General features: G+C 64.0%; 16 protein-coding genes and 1 riboswitch. Of the genes, 3 read left to right on the top strand and 13 right to left on the bottom strand.

Translation table 11 applies throughout. The features are described from left to right. Positions 1-104: 104 nt before the first annotated feature. The 7 genes from LB564_RS19605 to LB564_RS19575 form a co-directional block, all read right to left on the bottom strand. Positions 105-692, bottom strand: coding sequence for an NAD(P)H-dependent oxidoreductase (locus LB564_RS19605; protein ID WP_224540195.1), 588 nt, complete (start codon positions 690-692; stop codon positions 105-107). Further along, complete coding sequence (locus LB564_RS19600) at positions 692-1,273, bottom strand: NAD(P)H-dependent oxidoreductase (protein WP_140701740.1); 582 nt, start codon at positions 1,271-1,273, stop codon at positions 692-694. The genes LB564_RS19605 and LB564_RS19600 overlap by 1 nt, the downstream gene beginning before the upstream one ends. 205 nt (positions 1,274-1,478) lie before the next feature. Next, positions 1,479-2,882, bottom strand: a complete 1,404-nt coding sequence (locus tag LB564_RS19595) for an FAD-binding oxidoreductase (RefSeq protein ID WP_224540213.1) — start codon at positions 2,880-2,882, stop codon at positions 1,479-1,481. Between the two features lie 10 nt (positions 2,883-2,892). Continuing rightward, positions 2,893-4,197, bottom strand: a complete 1,305-nt coding sequence (locus LB564_RS19590) for a cytosine deaminase (protein WP_224540193.1) — start codon at positions 4,195-4,197, stop codon at positions 2,893-2,895. Positions 4,198-4,201: 4 nt separating this feature from the next. After that, positions 4,202-5,053, bottom strand: a complete 852-nt coding sequence (locus tag LB564_RS19585; protein ID WP_140701742.1) for an ABC transporter permease — start codon at positions 5,051-5,053, stop codon at positions 4,202-4,204. Continuing rightward, entirely contained in the window at positions 5,040-5,864 is an 825-nt protein-coding gene (locus LB564_RS19580) for an ABC transporter ATP-binding protein (RefSeq protein WP_224540191.1), read from the bottom strand. Before LB564_RS19580 ends, LB564_RS19585 begins: the two co-directional genes overlap by 14 nt. Before the next feature lie 12 nt (positions 5,865-5,876). Beyond that, positions 5,877-6,881 carry an ABC transporter substrate-binding protein gene (locus LB564_RS19575; protein WP_224540188.1) on the bottom strand — a complete coding sequence of 335 codons (1,005 nt, stop codon included), beginning with the start codon at positions 6,879-6,881 and terminating at the stop codon, positions 5,877-5,879. A gap of 263 nt (positions 6,882-7,144) precedes the next feature. On the opposite strand from LB564_RS19575, the gene LB564_RS19570 reads away from it, so the two are divergent. Both LB564_RS19570 and LB564_RS19565 read left to right on the top strand, forming a co-directional pair. Beyond that, positions 7,145-7,528 (top strand): RidA family protein, encoded by a 384-nt coding sequence (locus tag LB564_RS19570; RefSeq protein ID WP_224540187.1) that lies wholly within the window; start codon positions 7,145-7,147, stop codon positions 7,526-7,528. A 219-nt stretch (positions 7,529-7,747) separates the two neighbouring features. Then, positions 7,748-8,551 carry a creatininase family protein gene (locus LB564_RS19565; RefSeq protein ID WP_224540185.1) on the top strand — a complete coding sequence of 268 codons (804 nt, stop codon included), beginning with the start codon at positions 7,748-7,750 and terminating at the stop codon, positions 8,549-8,551. Between the two features lie 348 nt (positions 8,552-8,899). Here LB564_RS19565 and LB564_RS19560 read toward each other — a convergent pair whose 3' ends face one another. Next, entirely contained in the window at positions 8,900-9,409 is a 510-nt protein-coding gene (locus tag LB564_RS19560; RefSeq protein WP_224540183.1) for a tyrosine phosphatase family protein, read from the bottom strand. A 29-nt stretch (positions 9,410-9,438) separates the two neighbouring features. Then, positions 9,439-10,452 (bottom strand): threonine-phosphate decarboxylase CobD, encoded by a 1,014-nt coding sequence (gene cobD, locus LB564_RS19555; protein WP_224540181.1) that lies wholly within the window; start codon positions 10,450-10,452, stop codon positions 9,439-9,441. Between cobD and cbiB the strand changes: the two genes are divergently transcribed. Then, a complete protein-coding gene (gene cbiB / locus LB564_RS19550; RefSeq protein WP_140701749.1) occupies positions 10,451-11,425 on the top strand; it encodes an adenosylcobinamide-phosphate synthase CbiB in 975 nt (324 codons plus the stop codon). The two genes, cobD and cbiB, sit on opposite strands and share 2 nt — an antisense overlap. Here the strand turns inward: cbiB and cobO are convergent. The 4 genes from cobO to LB564_RS19530 are packed head-to-tail and all read right to left on the bottom strand — an operon-like array spanning position 11,422 to position 13,559. Next, positions 11,422-12,051, bottom strand: coding sequence for a cob(I)yrinic acid a,c-diamide adenosyltransferase (cobO, locus tag LB564_RS19545; protein ID WP_224540179.1), 630 nt, complete (start codon positions 12,049-12,051; stop codon positions 11,422-11,424). The genes cbiB and cobO overlap by 4 nt on opposite strands. Position 12,052: 1 nt before the next feature. Then, positions 12,053-12,568, bottom strand: a complete 516-nt coding sequence (cobU, locus tag LB564_RS19540) for a bifunctional adenosylcobinamide kinase/adenosylcobinamide-phosphate guanylyltransferase (protein WP_224540177.1) — start codon at positions 12,566-12,568, stop codon at positions 12,053-12,055. Then, positions 12,561-13,364 (bottom strand): CbtA family protein, encoded by an 804-nt coding sequence (locus LB564_RS19535; RefSeq protein WP_224540175.1) that lies wholly within the window; start codon positions 13,362-13,364, stop codon positions 12,561-12,563. Before LB564_RS19535 ends, cobU begins: the two co-directional genes overlap by 8 nt. A gap of 15 nt (positions 13,365-13,379) precedes the next feature. Beyond that, positions 13,380-13,559, bottom strand: a complete 180-nt coding sequence (locus LB564_RS19530) for a CbtB domain-containing protein (protein ID WP_127280551.1) — start codon at positions 13,557-13,559, stop codon at positions 13,380-13,382. A 36-nt stretch (positions 13,560-13,595) separates the two neighbouring features. Continuing rightward, a riboswitch (cobalamin riboswitch) is annotated at positions 13,596-13,795 on the bottom strand. Positions 13,796-13,841 lie beyond the last annotated feature (46 nt).

Raw genomic sequence — 13,841 nt, 5'->3', positions numbered from 1 at the left:
GACGGAAAACAACCGTCTCACGGGGCATGCGCATGCGGCATTTCGATTCACCAGATACTTTCCCCGGACAGCCCTGCGTAAACGGGGAGAAGGACGCTATCCCCTTAAAACCGCTCCAATCTCGCCCGCACCTTCACCAGAAACGCCGCCCTCGTCGCCGGCGTCGAGGCGTCCATCAGATAATGTGCCAGGAAGAACGTCTTGCAGCGTCTGGCGCACAGCGCCCGCATGCCGCGCAGCAGGGTCTTGCGGCCGGGCTGGCCGACGACGACGCTCCACCAGGTCGGCGCACCGCAGGTGGTGATGACGCCAACCTTGGTGACATGCGTCATCAGCGACTTGATCCCGCCCTTGCCCGCCGGCAGCTTGAAGGCGATGTCGGTCGCCCACACCCGGTCGAGCCAGCCCTTGAGCATGGCTGGCAGGCCGTACCACCAGGTCGGGTAGACAAACAGGATCGCCTCGGCCCAGGCGAGCAGCTCGAAATGCGGTTTCAGTGCCGGATCCTGTGGCGCCTGGTTGTTGTAGCTGCGCCGCTCCTCGCAGCCCATCACCGGATCGAACTTTTCCGCATAGAGGTCCAGCAGCCGCACCTCCCAGCCTCGCCGCGTCAGCACATCCACGGCGGTGTCGCGAATCCCTGCGCAAAAGCTCTCTGGCACCGGATGGCAATAGACGACAAGCACACGCATCAGAACGCATCCATGCTGGCCGCGACCTTCGTCATGAAAGCCTTGCGCGTTTCGTCGGTCGACAGGTTCATCGCGTAGTGGGCGAGGTAAGTCACCGACGCGCCGGGTTTTACGGTTGCGCGCAGCATGCGCTTGATCAGTTTGCGCGGCGGGTCACCCATCAGCACGGCGCGGAACCGGCTGCCGCCATAGGTGGTGATCGCCGCGACCTTCCTGATGTTGTGCAGCGACGGCTGCACCTTGCCTTCGACCAGCTTGAACGAAACGCCGGGCAGGAAAACGCGGTCGAAAAACCCTTTCAGGATCGCCGGAAAGCCGTAGTTCCAGACCGGATAGGCAAGCACCAGCGCATCAGCGCGCAGCAGGCGCTCGACATAAGGCGCCGCCGGATCCTCGGGGCCACGCTGGTTGTGATAGTCCAGCCTCTCCCCGCGCGTCAGCCGCGGATCGAAATCCTCGGCGTAGAGATCGCAATCATCGATCGTATGCCCCGCCGCCGTCAGCCGCTCGACGATCAACCGGTGCAGACCGGCATTGAAGCTGGTCTCGACCGGATGGGCGTAGAGGACGAGGATGTTCACGGGAGAACATTCCGAAGGTCAGCGCGAGACGCCCCCCTCTGCCCTGCCGGGCATCTCCCCCTCAAGTGGGGAGATTGGCAGCTTCTGGGCCGCACCTGTCTTTCCAGAGTTGGAGATTGGCGAAAGCGGCGAAGCAAATAATCTCCCCCCTTGAGGGGGAGATGGCCGGCAGGCCAGAGGGGGGTGCAGCGCCATACGCTGGTCATCAGCTCGCCTTTTGCAGCCCCTTGAACAAAAAAGTCCGGCCGGATCGGTAGTCGTAGTCCGGGTTTTCCCAGGCGATCATCTTGCCGGGGTTGAGCAGGCCTTGCGGATCGGTCTCGCGCTTGAAGGCGAGCTGCACGGCGTCGGTCTGCTTCATGCCGCCCTCTTCCAGCGTGTAGCGGTGCGGGTTGAAGATCGGACAGCCATTGTCCTCGTGCAGGCGGATGATCTCGTCGAGCCGCGCCTCGGTGGTGAACTTGACCAGCGGCAGGCCAAAGCAGGTGATGTTGCCATCCAGCCGCACGAATTCGAGATGCGAGAACACCTCGCCAGGGAACATCGCATCCATCTTCTCGACCAGCGCCAGCTGGTTCGGGAAAGGATAGAGCGATTGCAGATAGGTGATCGACGGATCGACCCGCAGCGCCCTCAGCGTCGTGTGGTTCCAGGCCAGCTCATAGGCCGGCGGCAGGCCCTTTTTATCCTCCGGCGCGGCAAGGGCGGCGTCGTAGATAACCTCGCCACCAGCCCGGCGCGTAAAGGCCAGAAAAGCGTCCAGCCCATGCCGCGCAACCATGACGACGCAGATGCTTTGCCCTTCCCTGAAAAACTTCTGGTGCCGCTTGAAATAGAGTTGCGGCACGGGTGCCGCGATCGGCGTGATCAGCTTGGTCAGAATGCCGTCCTGGCAGGCCAGCGCATTGCCATAGCGCGCCGCATCCATGAATTGGTTGAAGCCGACGATGACGTCGATCCAGTCATAGGCCGCTGTCAGCGGCATCTCGACCTCGGATATGATGCCGTTGGTGCCATAGGCATGGGTCACCTTGTGCAGGTCCTCGCCGGTGAGTTCGAGCACTTTCGGCTCGGCCTCCATCGTCACCACGCTCAGCCGCAGCACATTGCCGAAATCGCGCAACCCGCCGAAGTTGATTGAGCCGACGCCGCCCGAACCCCCGGCGATGAAGCCGCCGATCGAGGCGGTGTTGTAGGTCGAGGGCGACAGCCTGAGCTCCTGGCCGGAATGCGCCCGCGTCGCCTTGTCGATGTCGGCCAGGATCGCGCCCGGCCCGGTCACCACGCGGCCCGGCGCGATCGACTTGATCTCGTTCATCTCGGCGAGGTTGAGCACGACCCCACCCGACAGCGGCATTGCCTGGCCGTAATTGCCGGTGCCGCTGCCGCGCGGCGTCACCGGCACGCCATGGCGGTGACAGGCGGCCAGCACGCGGATCAGTTCGGCCTCGCTCTTCGGCGTCACGATGAGGTCGCCGGTGACATGGTCGAGCTGCCGTTTCAGCACCGGGCTATACCAGTAGAAGTCGCGGCTCTTCTGCTGGACGATCGCCGGATTATCGTCGAGTTTTATCCCGTCGAGATCACGTTTGAGTGCCGAAACATCCATCATTCCACCATCAGCTCGCCACCATCAGCTCGTCGAGTTCGGCATAGTCGGGCAATTGCCGGTCGATCGCGCGTCCGGCGCGCACGACGATGCGATCCGATTCGGGCCGCGACAGCAATTCCGTCCAGCTTCGACCTTTGAACAGGACGAAATCCGCGTCACCGCCGGCGGCAAGCGTGCCGAAGCCATCGAGCCGCATTATCTTGGCCGGCGTCGCGGCGACCGCTTGCGGCCAGTCGGCGACCGGATGGTCGAAATGCAGGATGCGCGTCGCCATGCGGTAGACCTCCAGCATGTCGAGATCGCCATAGGCATGAAACGGGTCGCGCGTGTTGTCGGAAGCAACGGCCACCGGAATGTCTCTCGCCTTCATCTCGTGAAGCAGCGTCACGCCGCGCCAGCGCGGCGTGGTGCCGTCGCTCCGTCGATCCTGCAGATAGAGATTGCACATCGGCAGCGACACGATTGCCAACCCGGCCTTCGCCGCCTTGTCCAGCGTGTCCAGCACTTCGAGATCTGGCTGCCGCGCCAGCGAGCAGCAATGGCCGACGAGGATCTTGCCCTCGAAGCCGTTCCATAGGGCTGCCTCGGCGATCTTCTTCAGCGAGATCGCGGCGACATCGTCGGTCTCGTCGGCGTGGAAATCGAGGTCGAGCCCATGCTTGATCGCTTGCGCGAAGACGTGGTCGAGCAACTCCTCCAGGTCCGGCACCATATAGGTGACCACGCCCAGCACGCCCTTGGCGGCGGCCACCCGTTTGGCCAGCCTGTCGAACCATTTCCTGTCGCGCACGCCCTCAATGCCGAGCAGGCAGGCGCCCTGCAATTCGATGCGGCCGCGCCATGCCTCGCGCATCGCCTCGAACACCGGCCAGGAGATCTCCTCCTGCGGGGCGACGCTGTCGATATGCGTTCTGAGCGCCCTGGTGCCATGCGCGTAGGCCGAGCGCAGCGAGAAATCCATGCGCTTGGCAAGATCCTCGGCGCTCCAGCGGGCCACGCGGTCGGCGCCGGTGGCGTTCAAAGCGCCCATGAAAGTGCCATCGGGATTGGGCTTTCGCGGCCAGATATGGCCCTTGTCGATATGCGTGTGGCAATCGACAAAACACGGCAGCACGATACGGCCGCCCAGGTCGATGGCGCCGGCTGGTACCTTCGATGCGGCATGCGCGCCGATGCTGGAAATCTTGCCATCGACGACAATGATGTCGGCCGGCGCGAAACCGTCGAGGTCGAACGGCGCGGCGAGGCTCGGCGTCAGCGACGCATGAAGCCGGGCATTGGTCAGGTGGTAGGGACCGGAGGTTGGTATCAAGGCACTAGCGCTCCTGCTTCAGCGCGCTTTCGTGCCAGCGCCGCAGAATGAGATGCGATATCAGCGACAGCACGAGGAAGATCAGGATGCCGGTGAGCGAGATCAAGAACAGCGCCGCGAAAAGCCTGGGCGCGTTCAGCCGGTAGCCTGCCTCGATGATGCGCGAGGCGAGCCCCGACGACTGGCCGGTGGCGCCGGCGACGAACTCCGCCACCACGGCGCCGATCAGCGAAAGGCCGCCGGCAATCTTCAGCCCGCCGAGAAAATACGGCATCGCCGCCGGCAGCCTGAGATAGCGCAGTTGCTGCCAGCGCGTCGCGCCATTGAGCTTGAACAGGTCGCGCAGATTGCGGTCGACGGAGTTGAGGCCAAGCGTGGTGTTGGACAGGATCGGAAAGAAAGCGACGATCCAGGCACACAGCAGGAGCTTGGTCGTCTGGTTGTCGACATAGATGTTGATCAGCGGAAAGATCGCCACGATCGGCGTCACCTGCAACACGATGGCGAACGGGAAGAACGACATCTCTACCCATTTCGACTGCGCGAACAACACCGCCAGGCCGACGCCGCCGACGACCGCGAGGAGCAGGCTGAGGAAGGTGATGCGCAAGGTGACCAGCAGCGCCGAGAACAGCAGGCCGGCATCGTTGTAGAGCGTCGACAGCACCACACCGGGGCGCGGCAGTATGTATTGTGGAATCCCGTTCCAGACGCAGATGCGGTCCCACAGCCAGATCGCCAGGATCATGATCGCCAGCGGCAGCACCCAGCGGCCGATGCGCTCGAACCGCTCCTGACGCACCCGCCGTGCTTCCTCGGGGTCAAGTTTGAGCACCCCTTCGTCAATGACCGTCATGATGCGCGCCCGCGGTTGAATTGATGGCATTGACCAGAACGTCGGAGGCCTGCCGGCAGAGCGCCGCATAATCCGGCGACGTGCGAAACGCCTCGTCGCGCGGATAGGCCGCCTCGATGGCAAGTTCGTCGAACACCCTGCCCGGCCGTGCCGCCATGACGACGACCCGGTTCGAGAGAAACACGCTTTCGAACACGCTGTGGGTGACGAAGACGACGGTGAAGCGCTCGTCCTGCCACAGTTCAAGCAGGTCGTTGTTGAGCTTGAAGCGAGTGATCTCGTCGAGCGCTGCAAATGGCTCGTCCATCAACAGCACGCGCGGCTTGGTCACCATGGCCCGCGCGATCGAGACGCGCATCTTCATGCCGCCCGACAGTTCGCGCGGCACGGCATCCTCGAAGCCAGTGAGGTGCACCCTTTCCAGCATTTCCTTCACCGCTGGTGCGGCCTTGGCGCGAGAAATGCCCTTCAGCCTGAGGGGCAGCCAGACATTGTCGAAGACACTGGCCCACGGCAGCAGCGTCGGCTCCTGGAAGACGAAGCCGATATTGGCGCGGTCGAGCGAGCCGCCGCCGCGCCAGTCGAGCACGCCTGACGTCGGCGTCGACAGGCCGGCGATCAGCCGCAGCGCCGTCGACTTGCCGCAACCGGACGGTCCGAGCAGGCTGAGGAAATCGCCTTCCCGGATCGTCAGGTCGACGTCGCTCAGCGCCGTCACGCCGTTGGAAAACACCTTGCCGACGCCACGCAACGCCAGCAAGGTCGGAGCAACATCCGAGGCTGGCGCTTGCGCCATCTTTTCCCTGGTCATGCCGGGGCCGGCCTATTTCTTCAGGTCGAGCCCGACACCCTTGTTGATGAAGGCCAGCGTGTAGGCCTTCGTGATGTCGATGCCTGCGGGCGTGACCTTGGCCTTGACCATCTTGTCGTAGAAGCTCTTGATACGTTCTTCCTTCATGGCGCCGATGCCGAGCTTCTCGGTGTCGCCGGAATCGGCAAGGCCGAACTTCTTCATCTGCTCGATCGAGAAGGCGATCTGCTCGTCGCTCATGTCAGGATTGTCTTTCTTGATCATGTCGTTGGCGGCCTTGTTGTCGCCGTAGAGATATTTGTACCAGCCCTTGGCCGAGCCATCGACGAAGCACTGGACCATCTCGGGCTTCTTGTCGATCGTGTCCTGCATCACCTCGATCGTCGTCGAATAGGTATCCCAACCGTAGTCGGCGAGCAGGAACTGGTTCGGCACGAAGCCACCTTCCTTCTTGACCGCGAACGGCTCCGAGGTGACGTAGCCCTGCTGGATCGACTTCTTGTTGGCGAGGAAAGGAGCGGTGTTGTAGGTGTAGGGCACGCGCTTTGAAGCGTCGAAACCGAGCTCGATGACCATCCATTGGAAGAAGGTCTGCGCGCCTTCGTCACCCAATATGTACTGCTCGGCGTTCTTCAGGTCTTCCCATTTGTCGAGCCCCTCGCCCGGGTGAGACATGATGACCTGCGGATCCTTCTGGAAGTCGGCGGCCACCACGCGCATCGGAATGCCTTGCTGGACGGCATCGAAGGCCGACAGCAGATTGCCGCCCATGTAGAAATCGATCTTGCCGGCGAGCAGCATCGGCCGGCCGCTGACCTGCGGGCCGCCTGGCATGATGGTGACGTCGAGGCCGCAGGCGGCATAGGTGCCGTCCGCCACGGCCTGGTAATAGCCGCCATGTTCCGGCTCGGCGAGCCAGTTGGTGCCGAAGGTGACTTTCTCATTCGCCGCAGCGCCCAGCGTGCTGGCCGCAAGCAGGGCCACCACCGCCACCGAAATCTTCTGTTTCAAGTACATTGACACCACCCTTTTTCGCTCCGGCGCGTCGTGCGCCGTGCTGGACACCAAAGATTCAAGAAGCAAGACACATGCCACCGGCGTCGCGCGCCGGGACCCGCCCGCCTGCACCACAGCCATCTGCAAAAGCCGGAAAGGTCGTGCTGCACCGGAGGCATCGTGCCTATTTTTTGAACGCCTGTCCACAATCGCTCCGGCAACATGCACCGCCATCTTGAGGGTGTGGCGGATCCGGTCTTAAGTGACGGTATCAGGAGATTGCCATGTTCAAGTTTCTCACCCCGAAGTCGATCAAGCCGCCCTTTGCCCGCTACAGCCACGGTGTCGAGGTGCCTGCCGGCAAGCGGCTGGTGCTGTGCTCGGGTCAGGTCGCCATCACGGCGGACGACCAGATCCCTGAAGACGCCGGCGCGCAGGCCGAACTCTGCTTCCAGAACATCGCCGCCATCCTCGGTGAGGCCGGGCTGGGGCTCGGCGATATCGTGCGCATCAACGCCTATGTCACCGACCGCGCGCATCTGCGGCCCTATATGGATGTCCGCGACCGGCTGTTTTCCAGCCCGGCGCCCGCCTCGACGCTGATGATCGTTTCCGGCTTCGCCCGGCCCGAATTCAAGGTCGAGGTCGAAGCCATAGCGGCCGGGTGAGAAGCGCCGGCTTAGCGCTACGATTCGACGGGCCGATGGTCTAAGGTCAAACTATCGGGGTTGGCGCCGCCCCTCATCCGCCTGCCGGCACCTTCTCCCCGTATAGTGACGGGGAGAAGGGTCTGGCTCCAACGCTGGCGATCCCTCCCCGTTCTTCACGGGGAGAGGGTAAGGGTGAGGGGCAGCGCCGACGCCAAATCAGTTCCGTCGAGGCACAAAATGAACGAGACAAAAAGACGCGCGTGGTGGGGCGATTACCGGACATCGGAATACGCCTCGATCGATCCCGAGGCGACGATAGCGGTGCTGCCGCTGGCGGCGATCGAGCAGCACGGGCCGCATCTGCCTGTGTCGACCGACACCTCGATCATGAACGGCATGCTCGACACGGTGATCGCCCGCCTGCCCGACGATCTCGACATCCGCATCCTGCCGGTCCAGGCGGTGGGCAAGTCGAACGAACACCTGCACGCGCCCGGTACATTGACCTTGCCGGCAACGACGCTGGTCGAGGCGTGGACGGAGCTTGGCCTTTCGATCGCGCGCGCCGGCGTGCGCAAGCTCATCGTCGTCAACTCGCATGGCGGCAATGAGGAGATCATGGGCATCGTCACGCGCGAATTGCGCGTGCGCGAGAATATGCTGGCGGTGAAGACGAGCTGGCAGCGCTTCGGCCGCCCGGCCGGTATGTACACCGAGCTTGAGGACCGCCACGGCATCCATGGCGGCGATGTCGAGACCTCCTTGATGCTGCATTTCCGGCCTGACCTTGTCGACATGGGCAAAGCCGACAATTTCATTTCCAACGTCGCCAAGGCCGAGAAGGACTTCACGCTGCTGCGTCATACCGGCACGCATGCCTTCGCCTGGATCGCTGGGGATCTCAACCCAAACGGCGTGGTCGGCGACGCCAGCATCGCGACAGCCGAGAAAGGTCGGCTGACCGCGGAGCATCAGGCCGACGGGTTCATCAGCCTGCTGCGGGACGTGCGCAAGGCCAAGCTCGCGGAGTGGTTGAAGTAGCCATCGTTCGATGCCACGTCTCGCCCTTCCAGGGTGGGCAGAAGCCTCCCCAACTTCGTCATCCACGGGCGAAGCAGGAGCGAAGCTCCGTCGCGGAGACCCGAGGATCCATGCCGCGACCTCAGCCGCAGAGTGCAGCGGCGCAGAATTCTGCACCGTCGCAGCGCTTCCGAGTCCCGGCATGGATCCTATGGTCTGCGCCGCGTCGCTTCGCTCCTTGCTCCGCCATAGGATGACGAAAGACGAGGCTTCGCCCCACCCTGGAATGGCGCATCAGTCCGACAGAACGAACGACAGATGGCGCCTGACCAACAAACTGGAGTCGGCGAAAATCACGAGGTCGAAGGGCTACACGTCGATCTTCAGCCCAAACGGCGTGCCTTCAAACGCATCCGCCCCGCGCCCGATAGACTGGATCGCCTCGACCATGCGGCCATTGCGCTCGAGCAACGTGTCCGCCACCGCGATCAGCCGTGGATTGGGTGTCGCCGAGGGGGACAGCGCCCGCAGCGTTCGGGCCAGTTCGGCCTCGTCGCGTTTCGGCGCCAGTGCGGCGGCAATGATGTAGGCCGACGCCGTTGAGCGGCTGATGCCGGCGTAGCAATGCACGACCATCGGCCTGGCCCGGTCCCAGCGGCGCGCGAAGTCGAGCAAATTGCGAACATGCTCCTCGCCAGGCATGGTCATGCCGTCCTGCGCGACCGCGATGTCATGCATGACCAGATGGAGATGGTTTTCCCTCGGGATCGAGGCCGGACGCGTCACATCGGTCCCGACAGAGAGCAGCGACAGCATGTGGCCGGCACCGGTCCTTGCCACGGTTTCATCGATCTTCGCCAGCGAGCAGACATGGATCATCGTTTTGAACCCTTCGATCGATTCTCGCGCTACAACGCCCATTCGGCAAGGGCGGATTCGAGCCGCTGCCATTCCCCCTGACTCCCCGGCAGACCAGCGCGCAAGACATCAGGCCGATCGGCAAAATGCCGAAGCAGGATGCCGCTCTCGCCAAGCGCGGAAAACAGGCCGTCGGCATCGGGCAGGCTGAGATAGCGGAACAATGTGGTGCCACCCACAACAGGCGCGCCAAAGCGGCCGAACAACGCGTCGAGCCGCGCCGCCGCATCCGCCAGCGACGCCCGCATCGCATCCTGCCAGTCGATATCGGCAAGCGCGCGGATGCCGTATTCCAACGCCGGCCCGGCGACGGCCCACGGCCCGAATTGTGTCTCCAGCCGCTCGACAGTCGGCGCATCGGCAAGCGCGAACCCAAGCCGCAACCCGGCCAGGCCAAAGAACTTTCCGAATGAACGCAACACGACGATGCCGCCCTCGGGGACGTCGCCGGCGAGACTGTGTTCGCGCGGGCCGACATCCATGAACGCCTCGTCGACGACCAGCAGCCCGCCCTTGGCGCGCAGTTTGGCGGCCAGCGTCAGCAGCCGGTCACGTTCGATGACGCGCCCATCCGGATTGTTCGGATTGACGATGATGGCGAGATCGGCGTCGACAAGCGTCGCGAGATCGCCGACCTCGGCCACCTCGTGCCCGGCAATCGCCGCGGCTCGCGCATGTTCGGCATAGGTCGGCCCCAGCACCAATGCCTTTCCGGGCCGCACCAGCGATGCCACGCGCGGCAGCAGAATCTGCGTGCCAGGCGCCGCCACGACGTTGTCTGGGGAAGGCGCGCCATAGGTGCTGGCCGCGATCTCTATTAGCTCAACGCTGCGCGCGGCCTCCGGCAATCGCCACAGGGAGGTGGCGGGCAGGTCGAAAAGCGGGTAGGAGTGCGGATTGATACCGGTCGAGAGGTCGACGAAAGGCAGCACGGCATTGGGGAAAAGCGCCCTTGCCCGGCCAAGACTTCCCCCATGGTCCACCGCTCCTTCAAGAAGCTTCATGTCAGTTCTGATCGCTTTCCTGTCATTGGCCGTCGAACTCGTCCTGGGTTATCCAGACTGGCTGTTTCGCGCCATCGGCCATCCCGTAACATGGTTCGGCAGGCTGATATCCTTTCTCGATGTCAGGCTCAACCGCGCCACTGATCCCGACGCGCTGCGTCGCCAACGTGGTGTCCAGGCGCTTCTGGTCATCGTGCTGGTGCCGGCGGTGATTGGTCTTTGCCTACAGCTTGTCCTGCTCTGGTTCGTCCCCTTGGGATTGATCATTGCCGTCTTTCTGGCGACATCGCTTCTGTCGCAGAAGAGCCTCTATGAACATGTCGAAGCCGTCGCCGACGCGCTCGACAGTGGCGGACTCGATATGGGCCGGGCCGCCGTGTCGCGGATCGTTGGCCGCGATCCCGAAACGCTGGACCGCGCCGGCGTCTGCCGCGCGGCGATCGAGAGCCTGGCGGAGAATTTCTCCGACGGCATCGTCGCCCCTGCCTTCTGGACCGGTGTCGGTGGCCTTGCTGGCGGTGCTGCCTACAAAGCCGCCAACACCGCCGATTCGATGATCGGCCACCGCACTCCGCGCCATGAGGCGTTCGGCTGGGCGGCGGCGCGCTTCGACGATTGGATCAACCTGCCGGCATCACGGCTGACGGCGCTGCTGATCGTGCTGGCGGCTTTCCTGGTCAAGGATGCCGACCCCGGCAATGCCTGGCAGGCGGTATGGCGCGACGCGAAAAAACACCGCTCGCCCAATGCCGGCTGGCCCGAAGCGGCCATGGCCGGTGCGCTTGGCCTCGCGCTCGCCGGACCGCGCAGCTATGGCGGCGTCGTGGTCGACGATATCTTCATGGGCGAAGGCGGCCGCCGCGACGTCGACAGCGGCGACATCAGGCGGGCGCTGCAACTCTATCGTGTCGCCGACTATTTGCTGATTGGCCTGTTTGGCCTGGTCGCGGTGATCGCGGTCATGGCGTTCTAGAACTCGATGCCCTGCTGCGCTTTTACGCCAGCGGAAAAATGGTGCTTCGTCAGTCCCATCTCGGTGACAAGATCAGCGGCCTCGACCAAGGCCGGCTTGGCGTTGCGGCCGGTGACGACGACATGCAGGCCCTCGCGGCGGACCTTGAGCGCACCCACCACCTTGTCGAGATCGAGATAGTCGTAGCGCAGCGCGATGTTGAGTTCATCGAGCACGACGAGGCTGATCGAGGGATCGTCGATCAATTCCAGCGCCTTGGCCCAGGCGGCCTCGGCGGCCGCGATGTCGCGCTTCAGATCCTGCGTTTCCCAGGTGAAGCCCTCGCCCATCGCGTGCCAGACGACGCGGTCGCCGAAGGCGGCGAAAGCGTCCTTCTCGCCGGTGTGCCATTTGCCCTTGATGAACTGGACGACGCCGACCCGCTTGCCGTAGCCGAGCATGCGCAGCGCGAGACCGAAGGCAGCCGTGGTCTTGCCCTTGCCGGGGCCGGTGTTGACGATGAGCAGACCTTTCTCGATCGTCTTACCCGCCACCTCGGCGTCCTGCACGGCCTTGCGCTTGGCCATCTTGGCGCGATGGCGTTCTTCATCCCGATCTTTGGCGTCCTTGTCGTCGATGTCAGTCATTTCACTTCACCTTGAGCGGTAGTCCCGCCACCATCAGCAGCACCGTATCGGCGACCGCGGCGACCCGCTGGTTGAGCCGGCCGGCGTCGTCGCGAAACCGCCGCGCCAGTACATTGTCGGGCACGATGCCTTGGCCGACCTCGTTCGACACCACGAACCACGGCCCGCGCGGCCGTGACAGCACGTCCGCCAACCGTCGGCAAACCGCGTCGACGTCGTGATCGGCCAGCATGTGATTGGTCAGCCACAGCGTCAGGCAGTCGACAAGCACCGGCTGACCGTCCGGCAACGCCTCAAGCGCTTCGGCAAGATCGAGCGGCGCGTCGATGGTCTGCCAGCCCTCGCCGCGCCGCGAGCGGTGCAGCGCGATGCGCTCATGCATCTCGTCATCGTAAGCTTGCGCGGTGGCGATATAGGCCCATGGCGAGGGCAATGCCGCCACCAGGGTTTCGGCGTGCGCGCTCTTGCCTGAGCGCGCACCACCTATGATGAAGGTCAGCTTGCCCAGATCAGGCAAAGCTGTCGCGCAGACCGGTCGCCGTGCCTGTGAAGCGCCCACGCACCACGCCGACGACCGCGCCGAGCACAAGCCAGAACACCAGGTTGGTCACCGTCACCGCCACCACGAACTGATGATGCAGGCCCTCCGGGATCGGTGTCTCGAAACTGTCTGGCTGCGGCGCGCCGACAATATGCGGCGCGACGATCAGCAGGACGGCAAGGATGGCCAGCGGCAGCGATTTGCGGAAGGCGATCAGGCCGAGGCCGATCGCGGTCGCCACGACTGTCGCGGTCCACCAGATCTGCCGCGGAAGCAGTTCGGCCGCGGGCATTGCCGGCAGTTCCGGCGGCAGGCCGAGGCCGGGCGCCAGCGTGAACACGGCAAAGCCGGCCAGGCCCCAGAACACGCCTTGGCGCCAGGTGCCGATGCCGCCGGCGAATTCCGAAACCGCGACCAGGACCAGCGCGAAGCCGATGCCGGTGACGATGTTGGCAAGCACGCTGAAGGCGAACCGCTCGAAGCCGTCGGCCGGCGCCCAGCCTTCATCCTCCGCCGCCGGAGCGGCTGCTTCCGCCGCCGGCGCGGCCGAACTCATGGCATTGCCTGCCGGGGCGATTGTACTCATGGCGTTGGTATCGGTCGCGGCGGGTGCCGCGCCATGGTCATGGTGATGGCCGCCGCCGGCCTGTTCGTAGACTTCCGCTTTCAGGATCAGCGGAACGGTCGCATAGGCCTGCATGCAGGCGAGAACGACGCCGGCCACGAGCCCCGCGATCGCCGCGACGAACACGACGTTGCGAAAAAGGTTCATGATGTCAGATCCCTATCAGTGGCAGGGAAAGGCCATCGAATGGCGGTAGTCGTGGGCGGCGTTGTGGACCGCGTCGATATGCGAGAAGCCGACGAAGCCGACGACGAAGATGCCGAGCAGCGCGGCGAGCGCGAGCTGCATGAAGCGCGACTGCGAGGAGACGGAGGCGCCGAGGGAGACGGTAGCAGTGGTCATGTCTTGTCCTTTCGCCCTCCACCCGAGGGCATAGAAGTCAGTCTTTTCGCCGCCGGCAGGTCTCCTGGCTCGCGGATCAGCGCCCTTCCCCACCTTCCCGAAGAAAAACCTTCAGTGGCATATGGAGAGGACTACCGCACACAGTTGCGGGGGCAGCCACGGCATTGGGCGAAACCTCGCCCGCACCGCATTCCCTCTTGGTTCCAAAAAAAGGAACCGACGACGTTGGTGACTATAGGGAAATTCGCCGCGCGCGGCAAACCAAATTCCGACAGCCGACAG

It is taken from the genome of Mesorhizobium sp. ES1-6 (genome assembly GCF_020164775.1).
Classification (GTDB): domain Bacteria; phylum Pseudomonadota; class Alphaproteobacteria; order Rhizobiales; family Rhizobiaceae; genus Mesorhizobium.
Note: the sequence above shows the minus strand (reverse complement) of the source record. Positions and strands in the feature narration are given on the sequence as shown.